19 protein-coding genes and 2 tRNA genes are annotated in these 19,382 nt (G+C 74.3%); 16 read left to right on the top strand and 5 right to left on the bottom strand.

The genetic code is table 11. The features are described 5' to 3' along the window. Positions 1-144: 144 nt before the first annotated feature. The 5 genes from obgE to Sru01_RS30205 all read left to right on the top strand — a co-directional run bounded on the left by obgE (position 145) and on the right by Sru01_RS30205 (position 6,383). Positions 145-1,494 carry a GTPase ObgE gene (gene obgE / locus Sru01_RS30225; RefSeq protein ID WP_203992786.1) on the top strand — a complete coding sequence of 450 codons (1,350 nt, stop codon included), beginning with the start codon at positions 145-147 and terminating at the stop codon, positions 1,492-1,494. A gap of 121 nt (positions 1,495-1,615) precedes the next feature. Next, the gene (proB, locus tag Sru01_RS30220) at positions 1,616-2,767 is read left to right on the top strand and encodes a glutamate 5-kinase (RefSeq protein ID WP_275412227.1); all 1,152 of its coding nucleotides are present in this window, start codon (positions 1,616-1,618) and stop codon (positions 2,765-2,767) included. Next, positions 2,760-4,067 (top strand): glutamate-5-semialdehyde dehydrogenase, encoded by a 1,308-nt coding sequence (locus tag Sru01_RS30215; protein ID WP_203992784.1) that lies wholly within the window; start codon positions 2,760-2,762, stop codon positions 4,065-4,067. The genes proB and Sru01_RS30215 overlap by 8 nt, the downstream gene beginning before the upstream one ends. 71 nt (positions 4,068-4,138) lie before the next feature. Further along, positions 4,139-4,330: a hypothetical protein gene (locus tag Sru01_RS30210; RefSeq protein ID WP_203992782.1), complete on the top strand. Its 192-nt coding sequence runs from the start codon at positions 4,139-4,141 to the stop codon at positions 4,328-4,330. 112 nt (positions 4,331-4,442) lie between these two features. Continuing rightward, entirely contained in the window at positions 4,443-6,383 is a 1,941-nt protein-coding gene (locus Sru01_RS30205) for a serine/threonine protein kinase (protein WP_203992779.1), read from the top strand. A gap of 7 nt (positions 6,384-6,390) precedes the next feature. Here Sru01_RS30205 and Sru01_RS30200 read toward each other — a convergent pair whose 3' ends face one another. Continuing rightward, positions 6,391-7,410 carry a M48 family metallopeptidase gene (locus Sru01_RS30200; protein ID WP_203992776.1) on the bottom strand — a complete coding sequence of 340 codons (1,020 nt, stop codon included), beginning with the start codon at positions 7,408-7,410 and terminating at the stop codon, positions 6,391-6,393. A gap of 153 nt (positions 7,411-7,563) precedes the next feature. On the opposite strand from Sru01_RS30200, the gene nadD reads away from it, so the two are divergent. The 10 genes from nadD (at position 7,564) to Sru01_RS30150 (ending at position 15,076) form a co-directional block, all read left to right on the top strand. Continuing rightward, positions 7,564-8,169 (top strand): nicotinate-nucleotide adenylyltransferase, encoded by a 606-nt coding sequence (nadD, locus tag Sru01_RS30195; RefSeq protein WP_203992772.1) that lies wholly within the window; start codon positions 7,564-7,566, stop codon positions 8,167-8,169. A gap of 49 nt (positions 8,170-8,218) precedes the next feature. Continuing rightward, positions 8,219-8,626, top strand: a complete 408-nt coding sequence (rsfS, locus tag Sru01_RS30190; protein WP_203992768.1) for a ribosome silencing factor — start codon at positions 8,219-8,221, stop codon at positions 8,624-8,626. Beyond that, positions 8,619-9,272 (top strand): histidine phosphatase family protein, encoded by a 654-nt coding sequence (locus Sru01_RS30185; RefSeq protein WP_203992759.1) that lies wholly within the window; start codon positions 8,619-8,621, stop codon positions 9,270-9,272. Before rsfS ends, Sru01_RS30185 begins: the two co-directional genes overlap by 8 nt. An 89-nt stretch (positions 9,273-9,361) precedes the next feature. Further along, positions 9,362-9,434, top strand: a tRNA-Ala gene (locus Sru01_RS30180). A gap of 196 nt (positions 9,435-9,630) precedes the next feature. Beyond that, the gene (locus Sru01_RS30175; RefSeq protein ID WP_203992757.1) at positions 9,631-10,899 is read left to right on the top strand and encodes an FAD-binding protein; all 1,269 of its coding nucleotides are present in this window, start codon (positions 9,631-9,633) and stop codon (positions 10,897-10,899) included. A gap of 149 nt (positions 10,900-11,048) precedes the next feature. Next, a complete protein-coding gene (locus tag Sru01_RS30170; protein WP_203992755.1) occupies positions 11,049-11,885 on the top strand; it encodes a DUF11 domain-containing protein in 837 nt (278 codons plus the stop codon). Between the two features lie 86 nt (positions 11,886-11,971). After that, a complete protein-coding gene (locus Sru01_RS30165) occupies positions 11,972-12,334 on the top strand; it encodes a hypothetical protein (protein WP_203992753.1) in 363 nt (120 codons plus the stop codon). Between the two features lie 11 nt (positions 12,335-12,345). Beyond that, on the top strand, positions 12,346-12,720 hold the full coding sequence (locus Sru01_RS30160; RefSeq protein ID WP_239137858.1) for a hypothetical protein: 375 nt from the start codon (positions 12,346-12,348) through the stop codon (positions 12,718-12,720). 58 nt (positions 12,721-12,778) lie between these two features. Next, a complete protein-coding gene (locus Sru01_RS30155; RefSeq protein WP_203992748.1) occupies positions 12,779-13,531 on the top strand; it encodes an SRPBCC family protein in 753 nt (250 codons plus the stop codon). Between the two features lie 315 nt (positions 13,532-13,846). Further along, a complete protein-coding gene (locus Sru01_RS30150) occupies positions 13,847-15,076 on the top strand; it encodes a CynX/NimT family MFS transporter (RefSeq protein WP_203992745.1) in 1,230 nt (409 codons plus the stop codon). Between the two features lie 21 nt (positions 15,077-15,097). Here Sru01_RS30150 and Sru01_RS30145 read toward each other — a convergent pair whose 3' ends face one another. Together Sru01_RS30145 and sigJ are read right to left on the bottom strand one after the other, a co-directional pair. Further along, positions 15,098-16,264 carry an FAD-dependent oxidoreductase gene (locus Sru01_RS30145; protein ID WP_203992742.1) on the bottom strand — a complete coding sequence of 389 codons (1,167 nt, stop codon included), beginning with the start codon at positions 16,262-16,264 and terminating at the stop codon, positions 15,098-15,100. After that, positions 16,261-17,187 (bottom strand): RNA polymerase sigma factor SigJ, encoded by a 927-nt coding sequence (sigJ, locus tag Sru01_RS30140; protein WP_203992739.1) that lies wholly within the window; start codon positions 17,185-17,187, stop codon positions 16,261-16,263. The genes Sru01_RS30145 and sigJ overlap by 4 nt, the downstream gene beginning before the upstream one ends. A 128-nt stretch (positions 17,188-17,315) precedes the next feature. Here sigJ and Sru01_RS30135 point away from each other — a divergent pair. Then, a tRNA-Ala gene (locus Sru01_RS30135) sits at positions 17,316-17,388 on the top strand. A 107-nt stretch (positions 17,389-17,495) separates the two neighbouring features. Here the strand turns inward: Sru01_RS30135 and Sru01_RS30130 are convergent. After that, the gene (locus Sru01_RS30130) at positions 17,496-18,692 is read right to left on the bottom strand and encodes an alpha/beta hydrolase (RefSeq protein WP_203992736.1); all 1,197 of its coding nucleotides are present in this window, start codon (positions 18,690-18,692) and stop codon (positions 17,496-17,498) included. A 53-nt stretch (positions 18,693-18,745) separates the two neighbouring features. Next, complete coding sequence (locus Sru01_RS30125; RefSeq protein WP_203992733.1) at positions 18,746-19,348, bottom strand: Lrp/AsnC family transcriptional regulator; 603 nt, start codon at positions 19,346-19,348, stop codon at positions 18,746-18,748. Between the last annotated feature and the right edge of the window lie 34 nt (positions 19,349-19,382).

The following is a 19,382-nucleotide window of genomic DNA, read 5'->3' as shown; positions in this document are numbered from 1 at the left end:
GGCAGGCCGTATGCGTTTCGTCGATGAGGCGGATCGACCACCGGTCGGTCCGCCTCATCGACGTTGAGGGGGCACCACGGCGCGGATCGCGCGGCGGTGGCAGGGGGAGCGGCCGGGCGGCCGCGACCGGGAGAGGAAGCAACGGTGGCCGAGTTCGTCGACCAGGTGGTCCTGCACATCAAGGCGGGTGACGGCGGCAACGGCTGCGCGTCGATCCACCGGGAGAAGTTCAAGCCGCTCGGCGGGCCGGACGGCGGCAACGGCGGGCGCGGCGGCGACGTCATCCTGGAGGTCGACCCCAACACCGCCACGCTGCTCGACTACCACCACCGGCCGCACCGCAAGGCGGCCAACGGCAAGCAGGGCATGGGCTCCAACCGCGACGGCGCCACCGGCGACGACGTGGTGCTGAAGGTGCCGAACGGCACCGTGGTCAAGAACGCCCGCACCGGTGAGGTGCTGGTCGACCTGGTCGGCGCCGGCACCCGGTACGTCGTCGCGCAGGGCGGTCCCGGCGGGCTGGGCAACGCCGCGCTGGCCTCGACCAAGCGCAAGGCCCCCGGGTTCGCACTGCTCGGCGAGCCCGGTGACGATCTCGACGTGGTGCTGGAACTGAAGACCGTCGCCGACGTCGCCCTGGTCGGCTTCCCGAACGCCGGCAAGTCCTCGCTGATCGCCGCGCTCAGCGCCGCGCGGCCCAAGATCGCCGACTACCCGTTCACCACCCTGGTGCCGAACCTCGGCGTCGTGACCGCCGGTGACACGGTGTTCACCGTGGCCGACGTGCCCGGCCTGATCCCGGGCGCCTCGGAGGGCCGCGGCCTCGGCCACGAGTTCCTGCGGCACGTGGAGCGGTGCTCGACGATCGTCCACGTGCTCGACTGCGCCACGATCGAACCGGGCCGGGACCCGGTCACCGACTTCGAGGTCATCGAGGGCGAGCTCGCCGCGTACGGCGCGTTGCACGACCGGCCCCGGCTGGCCGTGCTCAACAAGGCCGACGTGCCGGAGGCGCGCGACCTGGCCGACATGGTGCGCCCGATGCTGGTGGAGAAGGGACTCACCGTCTTCACGATCTCGGCGGCGACGCACGAGGGGCTGCGCGAGCTGTCGTTCGCCATGGCGGAGATGGTCGCCGCCGCCCGGGCCGCCCGGCCGGTCGAGGAGCCGACCCGGCTGGTGATCCGGCCGCGGCAGCACGGCGAGGCGGAGTTCGCCGTCCGCAAGGTGGGCGAGAACACCTTCCAGGTCACCGGGGCGAAGCCCGAGCGGTGGATCAGGCAGACCGATTTCAGCAACGACGAGGCCGTCGGGTATCTGGCCGACCGTCTGGCCCGGCTCGGCATCGAGAAGGCCCTCAGCGAGGCGGGCGCCCGGGACGGCGCCGAGGTGGTCATCGGCCCGATGGAGGGCGGTTACCTGTTCGACTGGCGTCCTACGCTGGACGCCGTCGCCACCCAGGGCCCGCGCGGCTCCGACGACCGGATGGGTTAGTACCGCGTAGTGCCACGCGGGACCGGGGCGGTGCCGCGTGGTGCCGCACGGTGCCGCGTGGTGCCGCGTGGTGCCGCGGCCGCCGCCCGGCGGCCGCCAGGGGCGAGGGGAGGGTGCGTAGGTGGACAACGCCGGACGGCAGGCGGTGGCCGCGGCCGGGCGCCTGGTCGTCAAGATCGGTTCGTCGTCGCTGACGACGCCGCAGGGCATGATCGACGTCGACCGGGTCGACGCCCTGGTCGACGTGCTGGCCGCGCGCGGTGCGGGCGGCACGCAGATCGTGCTGGTGTCCTCCGGCGCGATCGCCGCCGGGCTCGGGCCGCTCGGGCTCACCGCCCGGCCCCGTGACCTGGCCACCCAGCAGGCCGCCGCCTCGGTGGGGCAGGGAGTGCTGGTCGCCCGCTACACCTCCTCGTTCGCCCGGTACGGCCGGCGGGTCGGGCAGGTGCTGCTGACCGCCGACGACATGATGCGCCGCGCCCACCACCGCAACGCGCAGCGGACTCTGGCCCGGCTGCTGGAGCTCGGCATCGTCCCGGTGGTCAACGAGAACGACACCGTCGCCACCGACGAGATCCGCTTCGGGGACAACGACCGGCTGGCGGCCCTGGTGGCGCACCTCATCCACGCCGACGCGCTGGTGCTGCTGTCCGACGTCGACGCCCTGTACGACGGAGACCCGCGGCAGCCGGGCGCCCGGCGCATCCCCCGGGTGGACGGTCCGGCGGACCTGGCCGGCGTCGAGCTCGGCCGGTCCGGCCGGGTGGGCACCGGCGGCATGATCACCAAGGTGGAGGCCGCGCGCATCGCCACCGGCGCCGGGGTGCCGGTGGTGCTCACCGCGGCCGCGCACGCCGCGCAGGCGCTGGCCGGCCAGGACGTGGGCACCTACTTCCACCCCGGCGGCCGGCATCCCGGCACCCGGCTGCTGTGGCTGGCGCACGCCACCACCGGCCGCGGCCGGCTGCACCTGGACGCCGGCGCGGTGGAGGCGGTCGTCCGGCGGCGCAAGTCGCTGCTGCCGGCCGGCGTCACGCTGGTCGAGGGCGACTTCACCGCCGGCGACCCGGTGGACCTGTACAGCCCGCACGGCACCCCGGTCGCCCGCGGGCTGGTCAACTTCGACGCGGCGGAGATCCCGGGGCTGCTCGGCCGGTCCACCCGCGAGCTGGCCCGCAGCCTGGGGCCGGAGTACGAGCGCGAGCTGATTCACCGCGACGACATCGTCATACTGGATCCCAGCATCGAGAGCAGGAGCGCGAGGCATGTCTGAGGCCGATGACTTCCTGAAGGTCGCCCACGCCGCCCGGGCGGCGGCCACCGAGCTGGCGCCGCTGCCCCGCGCGGCCAAGGACGCCGCGCTGCGCGCCATCGCCGACGCGCTCGTCCGGCGGGCGGCCGAGATCGTCGAGGGGAACGCGGCCGACGTGGCCGCCGCCCGGGAGGCCGGCACCGCCGAGGCGATGATCGACCGGCTGCGGCTGGACGAGAAGCGGGTGGCGGCCATCGCGGACGCGGTGCGCCAGGTGGCCGACCTGCCCGACCCGGTGGGCGAGGTCGTCCGGGGGAGCACCCTGCCCAACGGCCTGGAGCTGCGGCAGGTGCGGGTGCCGCTCGGCGTGGTCGGCATGATCTACGAGGGCCGGCCGAACGTCACCGTCGACGCGGCGGCGCTGTGCCTCAAGAGCGGGAACGCCGCGCTGCTGCGCGGCTCCTCCAGCGCGCACGGCTCCAACACGGTGCTGGTGGCGATCATGCAGGAGGCGCTGGCCGGCACCGAGGTCCCCGCGGGCGCCGTCCAGCTGGTGCCGGGGGTCACCCGCGAGTCCGTCACCCACCTGATGCGGGCCCGCGGGCTGGTCGACGTGCTGATCCCGCGCGGCGGCGCCTCGCTGATCAACTCGGTCGTCGAGGGGGCCCTGGTGCCGGTGATCGAGACCGGGGTCGGCAACTGCCACGTGTACGTGGACGCCGACGCCGACCTCGACCTGGCGCTGGAGATCCTGGTGAACGCCAAGGTCCAGCGGCCGTCGGTGTGCAACGCGGCCGAGACGCTGCTGGTGCACGCCGGCGTGGCCGGCGAGTTCCTGCCGGCGGCGCTGGCCCGGCTGGCCAAGGAGGGCGTCACGGTGCACGCCGACGACCGGGTCGCCGGATACGCCGCCGAGGCGGGGGCGGCGGAGTCCGTGGTCCCGGCCACCGAGGAGGACTTCGGCAAGGAGTACCTCTCGCTCGACATCGCCGCGGCCGTGGTCGACTCGCTGGAGGACGCGGTCGCGCACATCCGCCGGTACGGCTCGGCGCACACCGAGTCGATCGTCACCCGCTCGCAGCGGGCGGCCCGGCGGTTCGTCGCCCTGGTCGATTCGGCGGCGGTGGCGGTCAACGCCTCCACCCGCTTCACCGACGGCGGCGAGTTCGGGTTCGGCGCGGAGATCGGCATCTCCACCCAGAAGCTGCACGCCCGGGGCCCGATGGGGCTGGCCGAGCTGACCTCCACCAAGTGGATCTACACCGGGGAGGGCCACCTGCGCACCGCCACCGGGACCGTCATCCCGCCGACCGGCCGGTAGCCACGCCGATCTCGCACTGTGATCGGCGTGTCGCCTACGGTGACGGCGGCCCGGACGGTTCACTTTCGGCCATGGGCATCGTCTACGCCGTGGGATACGCGGTGGCCGTGCTGGCCGGCGCCGACCGGCTGCTGCTGTGGATGGAGAGCCGGGGGCAGGTGAACTGGCGGCGCACCGGCCGGCCGCCGGCCGGGCCGCGCGCCTCGCTGGAGAGCCTGCTGGACGGCCCGGAGCGGATCCGGGCGGGTGATCATCCAGGGTGATCGGACGCATGCCCGAGGTGTCCGGGAAGTGATGGTCGAAGCCATCTGATGGGGGTTTACTCGGCGCGCCGCCGCCGCCCGGCGTCCGATGGCCGCTATGGTGGCGTTTCCTATGGGCGGACGGCGAGTGGGCGGGCTCGGGCGAGTCGGCCCGTACACCATGGTGGAGCGCCTGGGCCGCGGCGGCATGGGAGATGTCTACCTCGCCGTCGGCCGGCGCGGCGTGCAGGTCGCCGTCAAGATGCTCCGCGACCCGATCGGGGACGACCCCGACGCGCGGCTGCGGCTGGACCGCGAGGTGCGGGCGCTGCGGCGGGTGGAGAGCCCGTACGTGGCGCGGGTGCTGGACGCCGACCTGTCCGGGGACCGTCCCTACCTGGTCATGGAGCACATCGAGGGCGAGACCCTGCTGGACGCCGTCCGGCGGAGCGGTCCGCTGTCCGGCGCCGCGTTGATCGACCTGGCCCGCGGGCTGGCCACCGCCATCGCGATCATCCATGCGGCGGGGGTGGTGCACCGGGACGTCAAGCCGGCCAACGTGGTCCTCGGCCCGGACGGCCCGGTACTGATCGACTTCGGCATCGCGCAGGTGGCCGACGCCACCCGGGTGACCATGACCGGCACCTTCCTCGGCACGCCCGGCTACTCGGCGCCCGAGGTGTTCGCCGAGGAGCCGGTCGGTACGCCGGCCGACGTGCACTCCTGGGCGGCCACGGTGGCCTTCGCGGCGACCGGGCGGCCCACGTTCGGGCGGGGTTCGGTCGAGGCGCAGATGTACGCGGTGCTGAACGGCCGCGCCGACCTGGCCGGGGTGCCGGGTTCGCTGCTGCCGCTGGTCCGGGCGGCGCTCAACCGCGAGCCCGACCGGCGGCCGACCGCGGTGCTGCTGTCGGACCGGCTGTCCCGGCTGGCCCGGGCGGCCGGCTGCCCGCCCCCGCCGGATGGCTGGGAACGGGCCGTGGAGGCCGCCGCGAAGGCGCCCGGCGACGATCGGCCTGCCGAGCCGGTCAAGGCCCGCGGTCGCGACGACGCCGGAGAGGCGGGCCCGTCCCGGCGCAAGGCGGCCGAGCCGGACGGTGAGCCCGCCGGGCCGTCCCGGCGGGCCCGGGCGGAGGCGGACGGGGAGGCCGCCGCCGCGCGTCGCCGGTCCGAGGCCGACGGCGAGCGCGGCCCGGCCGCGCGGCGCAAGACGGAGCCCGCCGAGCCGGAACGGGTGCCCGGTGGCCGGCGCAGGGCCGACCCCGACGCCGAGCGCGCCACCGGTGGGCGGCGCAAGCCCGACACCGACCCCGAGCGGGTGGCGGGCGGGCGTCGCAAGGCGGACACCGACCCCGAGCGGGTGGCGGGCGGGCGTCGCAAGGCGGACATCGAGGAGGACGCCACGCCCGCGCCGCGCCGGCGGGTCGCCACCCGGGCGGCCGCGGCCGGCGAACGGAGCCGGACCCGGGCCGAAGGCGCGCTGCCCCGCCGGGCCGCCGCCGGCCGGACCGCCCGGTCCGGCGCCGACGGCAAGGACGCGACGGCCGCGCCGCCCGGCGGCGCCGTGCTGATCGTGCTGGCGATGGTCGCCGTGCCGTGCGTGGTGGCGTCGGTGATCTGGCCGGTCGCCACCCTGGCGATCACCTCGGCGTTCTGCGTGCTGGCCCGGGCGTGGTGGAGCGGGCACTGGCTGGTGCGCAACCGCCGCTCCTCCCGGGTCCGGGGCGCGCTCCGGGTGGTGTCGTTCCCGGTGGCGCTCGCGGGGTCGGCGGTCAGCGCGGTGGTGTGGCCGGGCATACCCGCCGGCGCCATCGCCGCCTCGGCGTTCTGGCTGGCCGCCGGCGGGCACATGGACGCCGGGTGGTGGACGCAGCCCGGGCCGATGACCGTGGCCGGCGTGGTGTTCGGCGTGGTGTGCGGCGGTATCGTCGGCCGGGAGATCGAACGCGTCGGTGCCCGGGTGCCCGACCTGCGCAGGGAAGGGCTGCGGGCCCTGTCGGTGCTCGGTGGCTTCGTGGCACTGTGCGCCGCCGCCGTCCGCGTCTTCGGCTGGGTCCTCCCGCACGCCTTATGAAAGGCTCCTAATTACCGTCGCGGCGGGCGAAGCGGTTGAAGATGCGCTCGCCGGCGTTGACCGCGCCCTCGGCGACGTCGCGGAGCACGCCGATGAACGGGTCCTGCGACTGGGCCCACGACTCGCGGTAGGACCGGGCGGCCGCCTTGATCTCCTCGGAGATCTTGGCGTCGGCGTCGTCGGCCCGGCGCGGGTACTGGCCGTTGAGGATGGCCTGGTACTCGCCGTCCCGCCGCCAGCGGTCCAGCTCGGCGACCCGGATCACCGCGAACGGGTGGGTGCTGCCGAGCAGGTTGAGCACCTTGAGCAGGCCGTCGCGGACGTCACCGGCGGTGTCGTACTCGCGGGCCTGGTCGAGGAAGGCCTCGATGTTCATCTCGTGCAGGCGGGACCCGCCGGCGAGCTTCATCAGCGCGCGCATGGCGGCCTCGGGGTCCTGCCCGCAGAGCATGCCGCCGCGGTCGGCGGACAGCTCGGCCTTGCGGTGCCACTCCTCCAGCGCGGTGACGATCACGCGCAAACCGATGTAGCCGAGCGGGATCCACGCCACCCGGGTGGCGAGCCGGGTGAGGATCTGCAGCATCGTGCCGTAGACCGCGTGGCCGGACAGGATGTGGGCGGTCTCGTGGCCGACGACGAAGCGCAGTTCCTCCTCGTCCATCAGGTCGAGCAGGCCGGTGTTGATCACGATGAACGGGTCGTCGAACCCGATCGCCATGGCGTTCGGCCGCGGGTCCTGCTGGACGTAGACCTCCGGGATGCGGTGGAGGTCGAGCAGGTAGGCGCTGTCGCGTCCCATGTCGTACAGGGAGCGGAACTGCGTCTCGCTCGCACGGACGGAGGAGGCGAGGAACATCAGCCGCAGCCGGCGCTCGCTGAACAGGCCCGACGTGCGCTTGAGCACCGCGTCGAATCCCGACAGGGAGCGCATCGCGACCAGGGCCGAGCGGTCTGCCGGGTGTTCGTAGGCCCGTGAGCTGATGCCGGGCAGCTGGACCCGGTTGCGATCCGGGGTGGTGGTGGTCATGGTCGGCATGCTACGTCCGGGGAGAGGGCCGCGCGCGGCCGCCGGCGGGTCGTTTCGCCGCGGTTCCAGCGCGGGGCCGTCCCGTACGGCGGATCGGCCGCCGCCCGGGGGTGCGCGGCGGCGGGCGCGGCGCGGCGCGTTAGTGTCCCACGCATGAGGAACGGTGCCCCGATCCGGCGGCTCGGCGTCATGGGCGGGACCTTCGACCCGATCCACCACGGCCACCTGGTGGCGGCCAGCGAGGTCGCGCACCACTTCGACCTGGACGAGGTGGTGTTCGTACCGACCGGCCACCCCTGGCAGAAGTCGGACAAGGCGGTGTCGGCGGCGGAGGACCGCTATCTGATGACGGTGATCGCCACCGCGTCCAACCCGCGGTTCTCGGTGAGCCGGATCGACGTCGACCGGCCGGGGCCGACGTTCACGATCGACACGCTGCGGGAGATCGCGGCGCTGTACGGCCCGGAGGTGCGGCTGTACTTCATCACCGGGGCGGACGCGCTGGCGCAGATCCTCACCTGGCGCGACGTGGCCGAGCTCTTCACCATGGCGCATTTCGTAGGCTGTACTCGTCCCGGCCATGTGCTGCACGATCCGGGCCTGCCGGAGGGGAGGGTCAGCCTGGTGGAGATCCCGGCGCTGGCCATCTCCTCCTCGGAGTGCCGCCAGCGGGTGGCCGACGGCGAGCCCATCTGGTATCTCGTTCCGGACGGGATAGTGCAGTACATAAACAAGAGGGGGCTTTACCGGGCATCCTGATAATGGGAAGCGCGTGACCCGGCCCCGCACAGGAGGAAAACCTCATATCGTGACAGCATCGGACAGATCCCTCCAGCTCATCAGGCTCGCGGCCGAGGCCGCGGCCGACAAGCTGGCGGACGACATCATCGCCTACGACGTCAGCGAGCAGCTCGTCATCACCGACGCGTTCCTGCTCTGCTCCGCCACCAACGACCGCCAGGTCCGCGCCATCGTCGACGAGATCGAAGAGCGCCTGCGGATCGACGCCCACGCCAAGCCGGTCCGCCGCGAGGGGGAGCGGGAGGGGCGGTGGGTGCTGCTCGACTACCTGGACATCGTGGTCCACGTGCAGCACGAGGAGGACCGCACCTTCTACGCCCTGGAGCGGCTGTGGAAGGACTGCCCGGCCCTCCCGCTGCCGGACAGCGTGACCCAGGTGCAGGCCCAGCGCGGCCGCGGGGCGGGCGGTGAGTGACGGCTCGCCCGGCGGGCGCCGGGTGGTGTTCTGGCGCCACGGGCAGACGCTCTGGAACGTGGAACAGCGGTTCCAGGGGCACACCGACATCCCGCTGGACGAGACCGGCATGGCCCAGGCCGCCCGGGCCGCGTCCCTGCTGGCCGCGCTGCGGCCGTCGCTGATCGTCTCCTCGCACCTGCGCCGCGCGCACGACACCGCCGCCGCGCTCGGCGCGATCGCCGGGCTGGACGTCGTGGTGGACAAGGACCTGCGCGAGCGCGGCGGCGGCGAATGGGAGGGCCTGACCCGGGCGGAGATCGCCGCCGGCTGGCCCGCCGAGTACGCCGCCTGGGAGGCGCCCGGTGGCGAGCAGGTGACCGACGTCGCCGACCGGGTCGCCGCCGCCACCCGCCGCTGGGTGTCCCGGGTGGAGCACCGGGGGCTGCTGGTGATCGCCTCGCACGGCGCGGCGATCCGGCTGGGCATCTCCCGGCTGCTCGGGCTGCCCGAGGAGCTGTGGACGACGCTCGGCGGCCTCGGCAACTGCTCGTGGTCGGTGCTGCACGAGGGCCGCGCCGGCTGGCGGCTGGTCGAGCACAACGCCGGCACGCTGCCCGAGCCGGTGCACAGCGACGATCGTCCCGAGGTCTCGCCCACCGCCTAGCCGGTCCGGCGGATCACGATTAGGCGAACGGCCGGTTGTCGCTATATGCTCTGCGAGCGCCGCGATGGGAGCACCCTGAGCGGTGACCAGGGGCTATGGCGCAGTTGGTAGCGCGCCTCCATGGCATGGAGGAGGTCTGGGGTTCGAATCCCCATAGCTCCACTCTCGGGCAGGAGGCCCGGGTGGCGGGTTTCGGCCCGCCGCCCGGGCCTCCTCGTCGTTTCCGCCCGGCCGCGCCCCGGGCCGCGGTCTGCGGCCGGTGAGCACCCGTGCCCGGCGGTGTGGTGTTCCACCGGCACCGGACCGTAGGGTGCCGGATGTGGTCCCGCGGGACCCGTGGACGCGAGAGCGAGGTGTCATGCCGCAGAGCGTGACGAACTGGGCGGGGAACGTGGTCTTCGGCGCCGGGCGGGTGGCCCGGCCGGTCACCGTCGAGCAGGTGCGCCAGGTCGTCGCGGAGAGCGCCGAGGTGCGCGTCCTCGGCAGCGGGCACTCCTTCAACCGGATCGCCGACTCGCCGGACACCCTGTTGCGGCTGGACGGGCTGCCGGCCACCGTGGAGATCGACAGTGGCCGGGCCGCCGCCCGGGTCGCCGCCGGAGTGCGTTACGGCACCCTGGCCCGGCTGCTGCACGCCGAGGGCCTCGCGCTGCCGAACCTGGCCTCGCTGCCGCACATCTCGGTCGCCGGGTCCTGCGCCACCGGCACGCACGGCTCGGGGGACCGCAACGGCACCCTGGCGACCGCCGTCTCGGAGATCGAGCTGGTCACCGCGGACGGCGACCTGGTGACCCTCGGCCGGGACGCCGACCCGGCGGCCTTCCCCGGCGCGGTGGTGGGCCTCGGCGCGCTCGGCGCGGTGGTCGCGCTGACCCTGGACCTGGTCCCGGCCTTCGAGGTGCGCCAGCACGTGTACGAAGGGATGCCGGAGGAGGTGCTGGACGACCACCTGGACGAGGTGTTCGCGAGCGCCTACAGCGTGAGCCTGTTCACCGGCTGGCGCGAGCCGGAGTTCGGGCAGGTCTGGGTGAAGGAGCGCCTGGCCGGGGCGGACGCGGGCCCGCCGCCGGAGCGGTTCTTCGGCGCGGTACCGGCCGGCGGCCCGCGCCATCCGGTGCCCGGCATGCCGGCGGTGAACTGCACCGCCCAGCAGGGCCGGCCGGGGCCCTGGTTCGAGCGGCTGCCGCACTTCCGGCCGGACTTCACGCCGAGCAGCGGGCAGGAGCTGCAGTCGGAGTTCATGGTCCCCCGCGGGCAGGGCGCCGCGGCGCTGCGCGCGCTGCGGGAGATCCGTGACCTGATCGCCCCGGTGCTGCAGATCTCCGAGATCCGCACCGTCGCCGCCGACGACCTGTGGCTGAGTCCCTGCCATGGCCGGGAGACCCTCTGCGTGCACTTCACCTGGATCGAGGACGCGGCGCGGGTGCTGCCGGTGGTCGGCGCGGTCGAGGAGCGGCTGGCCGCCTTCGATGCCCGGCCGCACTGGGGCAAGGTGTTCACCATGCCCGCCGAGCGGGTGCGGGCCGGGTACGAGCGGCTGCCCGACTTCGCGGGGCTGGCACGCCGGTACGACCCGGCGGGCAAGTTCGCCAACGCCTTCGTCCGCCGGCATGTGCTGGACGGATGAGCCGGGGAGTGTCCGGAACTGGTCACTACCTATGGTGACCGATTAGCCGCAATCTGCTGCCAAAGCCTGACAAGAGGGCGATAGTCGGAGCGTCCAGGTTCCGACGACGAAAGGCAGCGATGCGCTCCCTTCGCCATCACCTCCTCGCGGTGGCCGCGGCCGTCGCGATGGTCGTGTCACCCCTGCTGTCCGCCCCCGCGTCCGCCACGCCGCCCGAGGTGGCGATCTCGCTGTCGTCGCCGCAGGTGGACGTGGGCGGATCGGTCACCGTGACCGCCACGGTCACCAATGTCAACGGGTTCACCATCCTGGGCGCCGCCGCCCGGATCTACACCGACCCGGTGCGGCTGCCCTCCTACGCCTCGCTCGCCGGGTGCACCGGTGCGGCCGGCCCGTGCGGCACCGTGTCCGACGCCGGCGGCCCGGCGGGATTCGAGGCGCCGGTCGGGTCGCTGTCCGGCGGCGCGTCGGCCACCGTCACCTTCACGCTGGCGATCGCGGCGGACGCCGAACCGGGGGAGCGGACCTTCCGCGGCGAGCTGCGCGGCTCGAACTACGCCTCGGAGATGGTGCCGGGTCCGGTGCTGACCGTCGTCGGCCAGGCCGACGCGGCGGTCCGGCTCACCGCGGCGCCCAAGCTCGGCCTCCTGATACCCAAGATCGAGTTCACGGTGCGGGTCACCGACAACGGGCCGGCGGCGCTGCGGGACGCGACCGTCACCACCCCGCTGCCCGGCGGGCTGTCGGCGACCTCCGCCGACTGTGCCACCGGCGGTGGCACCGTGACCTGCCACACCGGCCCGGTGGCGGTCGGCGGCGCGGTGACCAGGAAGTTCTCCGTCGCGGTGGGCCTGCTGAGCATCGGAGTCCCCTACACCTTCACCGCCACCCGCACCGCCTCCGACCCCGTCGACCCGGTCAGCGGCAACGATTCGAGCCAGGTGCGCTGCACGGTCGTGTCGGTCGTGCTGGTCACCTGCACCTGACCCGGCCGGGCCCAGGGCGCCTCGCGCGGGGGCGGGGCGCCCGGCCGATAGCCTTACGGCATGCTCGCGACGTCCCCGGCCACGCCGTGATCGGCCCGCTGGCCACCGCGCTCATCATCGGCTCGCTGGTGCTCGGCGCGCTGTGCGTGATCGTGGCCGCCCGGAACCGGCCGATGGGCATGGTCCTGCTGATCGGCCTGGCCGTGCTGGAACTGGCACTGCTGGTCCAGGCCGGCGTAGGCGTCGCGCGGGTGATCGGCGGTCAAGGGCCGGCGGAGACGGCGACGTTCGTCGGCTACCTGATCGGCATGGTGCTGCTCCCCCCGGCCGCCGCCTTCTGGGCCCTCGGCGAGCGCACCCGGTGGGGCCCGGCGGTGGCCGCCGTCGCCTGCCTGGCCATCCCGGTGATGGTGGGCAGGCTGCTGCAGGTCTGGCACGGCACCCCGTGAGCCCGGCGCCGGTGAACACCGGGCCCGGCCGCCTGCTGGTGGCCGTCTACGGCCTGTTCACGTTGGCGGCCGGCGCGCGGGCCGCGGTGCAGATCGCCACCCGCTTCGCCGACGCCCCGCTCGCCTACCTGCTGTCCGCGGTGGCCGCCGGGGTCTACGGGGTGCTCACCGTCGCGCTCGCCCGCGACGCCCGGCGGACCGCGATGGCGGCCTGCCTGGTGGAGCTGGCCGGGGTGCTCGTCGTCGGCGCGCTGAGTCTGGCCGACCCGGCCGCGTTCCCGCGCGCGACGGTCTGGTCCGGGTTCGGAAGCGGATACGGCTTCGTTCCCCTGCTGCTGCCGCTGATCGGGCTGGCCTGGATTTTCGGCCGGCGCCGGGCCGAATAGTCATGCTCGATGCGGGCAGGGCGGTGTGCGTAGCCGAAAAGAGATGAGGGGGCCGACGATGAGCACCATAGAGCATTCGGTAGACGTGGCCGTACCGGTCCGCACCGCCTATGACCAGTGGACGCAGTTCGAGAGCTTCCCCGAGTTCATGGAGGGCGTGCAGTCGATCAAGCAGATCAGCGACACGCGCCTGGTGTGGGACGTCGAGGTCGCCGGGGTCCACCGGCGGTTCGAGGCCGAGGTCACCGAGCAGCGGCCCGACGAGCGGGTCGCCTGGAACTCGGTGGAAGGGCCGCGGCAGGCCGGTGTGGTGACCTTCCACCGCATCACCGACGACACCACGCGGGTCATGCTGCAGATGGACTTCGAGCCGGAGGGCCTGGTCGAGACCGTGGGCGACAAGCTCCAGCTGGTCCGCACCCGGGTGCACGGCGATCTGGAGCGGTTCAAGAAGTTCATCGAGTCCCGGGGGCACGAGACCGGCGGCTGGCGCGGCGAGGTGCCGAGCCCGGACGACGCCGGCCACGGCGCCGCGACCCGGACCGCCCCGGACGAGGCCGTGCTGCCGCACACCGGTACCACCGCCGGCCCCGGCGTGGCGACCGGCACCGGCCCCGGGCCGGCCACGCCGGCCGGCACCGCGACCGCGGCGCCGCTGGACCGGACCGCGCCGCCGAGCCAGGTGGGCGGGGACTTCCCGCCGGAGCCGGCGCTTCCCGCGCCGGGCACCGGCCCGGTGTCCCCGGTGGGCACGCCGCGCCTGGACGAGGAGCCGCCGCTCGCGCCGGACCGTCCCGAGCGCCTGGCCTGATCCGCGCACGCCTGGGCCGGCCGGCCCAGGCGCACGGGTCGGCGTCGCCTAAGGGACGCTGAAGCGACGATGAAGGGACAGGGCGACCTGTCCCTTCCTTGTTTTCCGGCCCCGGGGCCGGCGTGATCCGCCGAGGCCTTGGGGGGTGTTCGGCGCGTCCCTGGCGCCCCGGGGACGGCCCGTCGTGCCACCGGACGTCCCGGACGGATGGCGGAGACGTACGCGGATGTTAAGGGGTGGGCAAAGACTCTGTTACGCTAAGGTCCAGTCATCCTACGAATTGACCGGTAACAGATCAAGGAGGCCGTCCCCCGCATGAGCGTGCTCAGCCCGGACCGGTACACCGCCGCGGACACCCGGGCCGGCCGTCCCGGCTCGCTCGCCTGGCTGGTCGTGCTCGGCATCGTGCTCGCCGCGCTGAACCTGCGCACGGCGGTCACCAGCGTGGGGCCGCTGCTGGACCAGATCACCGGTGCGCTGGGCATGTCCGGTGTGGTCACCGGCCTGTTCACCACCTTGCCGGTGCTCTCCTTCGCGGTGTTCGGCGCGGTCACGCCGGCGCTGGCCCGCCGGATGGGCGAGCACCGGCTGCTGTTCGGCTCGCTGGTGCTGCTCGGTGCCGGCCTGCTGGCCCGGGTGCTGCTCGACTCCACCGTCCTGTTCCTGGCCGCGAGCGTCGTGGCGCTGTCCGGCGGGGCGATCGGCAACGTGCTGATCCCCACCCTGATCAAGCGCCACTTCCCCCGCCGCACCGGCCCGATGATGACCATCTACGCGACGGCCCTGGCCGTCGGCACCATGCTCGCCGCCGCCGCCACGGTCCCCATCCAGCGGGCCGCGCACGGCGACTGGCACGTCGCCCTCGGGGTGTGGGCGGCACTCGCCGTTGTGGCCGCCATTCCGTGGCTTGCGCTTCTGCGCAGTGAGCCGGAGCGGGACAGCGGGCGAGCCGACGCCGGACGACCGGGCGGGCTGGCGCGCAGCCGGCTCGCCTGGGCGGTCGCCGGCTATTTCGGCAGCCAGTCACTCCTCGCTTACGTCATGTTCGGCTGGCTGCCGCAGTTGTTGCAGGACCGGGGCTACACCGCCGGCCAGGCGGGCACCGCCCTGGCGGTCTTCGCCGCGCTCGGCATCCCGGTCGCGCTGGCGGTGCCCGCGCTGACCGCGCGGTTCGGCGGGCGCCCGCTGGTGGCGGGCTTCGTGGTCCTCTACGTCATCGGGTTCGCCGGCATGGCCGCCGGGCCGGCCGCCACCCTGATGGTGTGGGTCATGGTCGTGGGCGTTGCCATGGGGTCGTTCCCGCTGGCCCTGACGCTGTTCCCGCTGCGCACCCGCACCGCCGAGCGGACCGGCGCCCTGTCGGCCTTCGCGCAGAGCGTCGGCTACCTGATCGCCGGAGCCGGCCCGCTGGCGGTGGGCGTCCTGTACTCGTGGACCGGCGGATGGAACGCTCCGTTCGCCCTGTTGTTCGCCGTGGTGGCCGCGCACCTGCTCACCGGCTGGTACGCGTCGGGCGAGCGGTACCTGGAGGACGAGCTCGCCTGACGCGCACCGCCGGCCGGCCGGTCAGGCGGCCGCCGTGATCCGGGCGGCGGCCAGCGCGGCCCGCGCCGCGGCCCGGGCGCTGTTGATCGACACCTCGGCGAGCAGGCCGGGTGCGGCGACCATGTCACCGGCCAGGAAGACCCCGTCACCGCGGTCGATGGCCGGGCGATCGCGCCAGGTGCGGCCGGGCAGGTCCAGCGCCCCGGTCCGCCCCTGGGCGGTCTGGTCCCGCCGCCACGTCATCCGGTCCCGCCAGCCGGGAATCGCCGTGTCGGCCAGCCGCTCGATGCGGGCGGTCGCCCGCCGCCGGTCCTCCTCCCCGCCCGACGGCAGTTCCAGCTGGTAGAGGGTCTCCCCGGCCGGGGCCGCCGAGGGGTCGGGCATGGAGTAGGCCTCGGCGAACCCGCCCTCGTCCAGGTCCGACACCAGGAACGGATCCTTGCCGCGGGATCGCACGGCCAGGTCGAGGAGCACCGCCCGGCCGCTCTCCCAGCGCAGGGCCGGCTCGTCGAGCAGCCGCCGGGCCGCGTCCAGCGAGGTGGCGACGATGACCGGCGACTCCGGCAGCCGGTCGACCCGGGTGCCGGTCTCGATGGCCACGCCCAGTTCCCGGGCCAGGCCGGCCATCCGGGCGACCATCGCTCCCCAGCCGCCCAGCGGGTAGCGCGCGGCCGGGTACTTGGGGGCGAAGGCCCGGGTCACCCGCTCCCACACGAAGGCCGCCGACAGCCGGCCCGGGTCGGCCTCGTAGGTGAGGACGCCGGCCAGGCCGCACACCGCGCGCATCGTCTCCGCGCCGAGCTCCCGGGTGCCCCACGAGCGGAAGTCCTCCGCCACCGGGGCGGTGCGCGACCGGCGCAGCACGAACCGCGCCAGGGGGGCGGGCGGCAGCGCGGCCAGCCGCCCCTGGTGCCGGAAGCGCATCGCGGCCAGCTGCCGAAGGCTCGGCCGGGCGAACGGCTGGACGAGGTCGCGGGCGGCCAGCCAGCGGAACGGCTCGCCGTCGGCGTAGACGGCGTGCGTGCCGTCGTTGGCGATGTACGGGCCGGAGGTGGAGCGGGCCCGGCCGCCCAGGGTGCGGTGCGCCTCGTAGAGCGTGACCCGGGCCCCGCCCTCGGCACAGGCGATCGCGGCGGTCAGCCCGGCCAGGCCGCCGCCGATGACGCTGATGGACTGTGTACGTGTCATGCGCTCTCGGACGGATCGGGCAGCGCCAGCCGTGACATCTTGTCCGGATTCACCAGAAGGTAGACCGTGCGCACCAGGCCGTCCGTCACGTCCAGCGTGATCATCATGGCCGGCCGGCCGCCCACCGCGGCCAGCACCGCCGGCGCTCCGTTGACCTCCGACAGCGTCACGCGCAGCTCGATGTCCTCCGGCAGCCCGGCCGAGGCCAGGAAGCGCCGCGCGTTCGCGGGCGAGGCGATGCCGAGCAGGAAGCGCGCCACCTTGCCGGCGCTCTCGATCACGCGCAGCGGCGCCTTGGCCCGGCCGCCGCCGTCACCGATCAGGGTGACGTCGCGGGCGAGCAGCTCCATCAGCGCGGCCAGGTCGCCTTCCACGCAGGCACCGAGGAACCGCTCGGTGACCTCCCGGTGCCGCCGCCGGTCGACGTCGAAGCGCGGCCGGCGCTCCCGCACGTGGTCGCGGGCCCGGTGGCCCAGCTGCCGGGTCGCCTGCTCGCCGCGGCCGACCACCTCGCCGATCTCCGCGTACGACATGCCGAACGCCTCGCGCAGCACGAAGACCGCCCGCTCCAGCGGCGTCAGCGTCTCCAGCACCACCATCAGCGCCAGGTCCACCGACCCGGCCAGCTCGGCGTGGTCGGCCACGCCCGGTCCGCCGCCGAGCGGCTCGGGCAGCCATGGCCCGACGTACGCCTCCCGCCGGGCCTTGACGCTGCGCAGCCGGTCGATGGCCAGCCGGGTGGTCACCCGGACCAGGAACGCCCGCGGGTCGCGCACGGCGGCGGCGTCCACCGCCGACCACCGCAGCCAGGCCTCCTGCACCACGTCCTCGGCGTCGGCGACGCTGCCCAGGACGCGGTAGGCGACCGCGGTGAGCACCCGGCGCTGTTCCTCGAAGAGCGCGACGGACTCTTCGCGCGACATTTCAGCGGACATACCACTCCGGACGGCTCGGGACCCTCCCAGCGTGACATACCGCCTTCTCCGGGCCGCCCGCGGTTTTCGGTTCCCACCCGGTGGTCGGGTTCCTATAGACTGTCGGCGCGTCGCAAGGGGCTATAGCGCAGTTGGTAGCGCGCCTCCATGGCATGGAGGAGGTCTGGGGTTCGAATCCCCATAGCTCCACCTGGCTCGCCAGAGACCGTGCGAAGACCCCGGCCGATCATGTGATCGGCCCGGGGTCTTCTCGTTTCCGGCATCGGCCCGGGCCGGCCGGACGTCACCCCAGGTGCTCACGGGCCGGCGGCCCGCTCGGCCGTCCCGGCGATCCGCCGCAGGTAGGCGGTGATCGCGTGGCGGGCGATCTGGCTGCCGAAACCGCCCCAGCTGAGGTCGAACTGGTGGTCTGCGTAGGGGATCTCCACCAGTTCGGCCCGCACGCCCGCCCCGGCCAGCCGGGCGGCGAAGTCCCGGGTGTCCGCCGACGGCTGGAGGATGTCGCGGCCGCCCTGGATGAGCAGCGTCGGCGGCAGTCCGGGCCGGAGGTAGGTGGCGGGGGAGGCCCGGCGGGCGGACTCCGGTGCCAGCGGCCAGATCTGCCCGGACAGCTCGCGCCGCACCGGCCCGGCCAGCCGGAAGGAGGCCGGGATCGGCGCGGTCATGTCGGACGGGGCGTACCAGGCGATCACGGCGGCCACCTTCGCTTCGGGAGCCTGGCAGGTCGGCGGCAGCTCGGCGGCCCTGGTGTAGGCGGCCAGCAGCGCGAGGTAGCCGCCCGCCGACTGCCCCATCACCACGAGCCGATCCGGGTCGGCGCCGTAGCGGCCGGCGTTGCGGGCGACCCAGCCCAGCGCGCACTTCACGTCACCGGGGGTGGTCCGCCAGTCGTGCGGCCGGAAGAAGCGGTAGTCGATGTCGAAGACCACGTGGCCGGTGTCGGCCAGCCAGGCGTCCCAGCGGGGGAAGGGACTCTGCGCGGTGTCCTGCGCGCCGCCGTGCACGTTGACCACCGCGGGCAGCGGGCCCGCGCCGGTGGACCGGGGGCGCCAGACGTCCAGCATCAAATCGGTGCCGTCCACCCGGGCGTACCGGACGGTGGCGTCCGGACCGCGCGGGGCGCTAGTGGACAGCCCGTCCAGGTAGCCGGACAAGGTGAGCGGGGCACCCTGCGCCCGGGCCGTCGCCCAGGCCGTGACGGGCGGCAGCAGCGCGGTGACGGCGAGCAGCGAGTTGGCCACCACCGCGGCCGTCGCGCCGCACACCGCTCCCCGGCGCGCGTAGCCGGCCAGTACCGCGCCGAGCACCGCCAGGACGGCGAAGACCAGGCTGAACTCCACCGCCAGCATTCCGACGGCCCACAGGTCCAGGCTCGGCATCGGCAGCAGGGCCGTCGCCGCGGCGCCCAGGGCGATCAGGCAGGCCAGCCAGGCTCCGGCCAGGGCCGCACGGCGTGCCCATCGCCTCGTTAATCGCGCTTCGCCGGCGTTCATTCCGAGATTGTGCCGAATATCGGCGAAGTTAAACGGCGGCCGGACGGCCGGGTTCACCCGCCGGCGGGATCACCTCGGTGCGAGGGCCGGGGCCGGCCGGCCAGCCGCTCTTCCAGCGCGGCGATGAGCGGCCCCACCCGGCGGGACACCCGCCGGCGCAGGACCGGCTCGGTGCGGCTGCGCAGCACTCCGGGCACGGTGAGGATGCGCTGGATGACCTCCTCGAGGTTCTCCGGGCCGGTGGAGACCACCTGGCAGAGCAGGTCGCTGTCACCGGCGATGGAGTCGACCTCGATGACCTCGGCGATCTCGGCGAGCCCGTCGGTGACCGCGTCGAGGACCCCCTGCGACAGGTTCAGCCGGACGTAGGCGAGGTCGGTGTAGCCCATTCCCCGCGGGGAGATGGTCGGCTCGTAACCGGTGATCACCGCGAGCCGTTCCATCTTGTCGATGCGGGCCTGCGCAGTGCCGCGGGCGATGCCCAGCAGCCGCGCGTACTCGCGCACGCCGGCGCGGGGCCGGTCCAGGATCAGCCGGAGCAGCGAAAGGTCGAGCTCGTCGAGTGAATGGGCGCGGCGAGGCGTGGCCGGCGGCGCCGCGGACGATGGGCCAGGTGACCCAGAGGATCCGTGCGGCGGTCGACTGACTTGGGCCATTGGCTCAGCCTAGCGTGCTTCTCTTGCGTTTCTG

The sequence above is a fragment of the Sphaerisporangium rufum genome (genome assembly GCF_016863395.1).
GTDB classification, from domain to species: Bacteria; Actinomycetota; Actinomycetes; order Streptosporangiales; family Streptosporangiaceae; genus Sphaerisporangium; species Sphaerisporangium rufum.
This window is presented reverse-complemented; position numbering and strand designations above follow the sequence as displayed.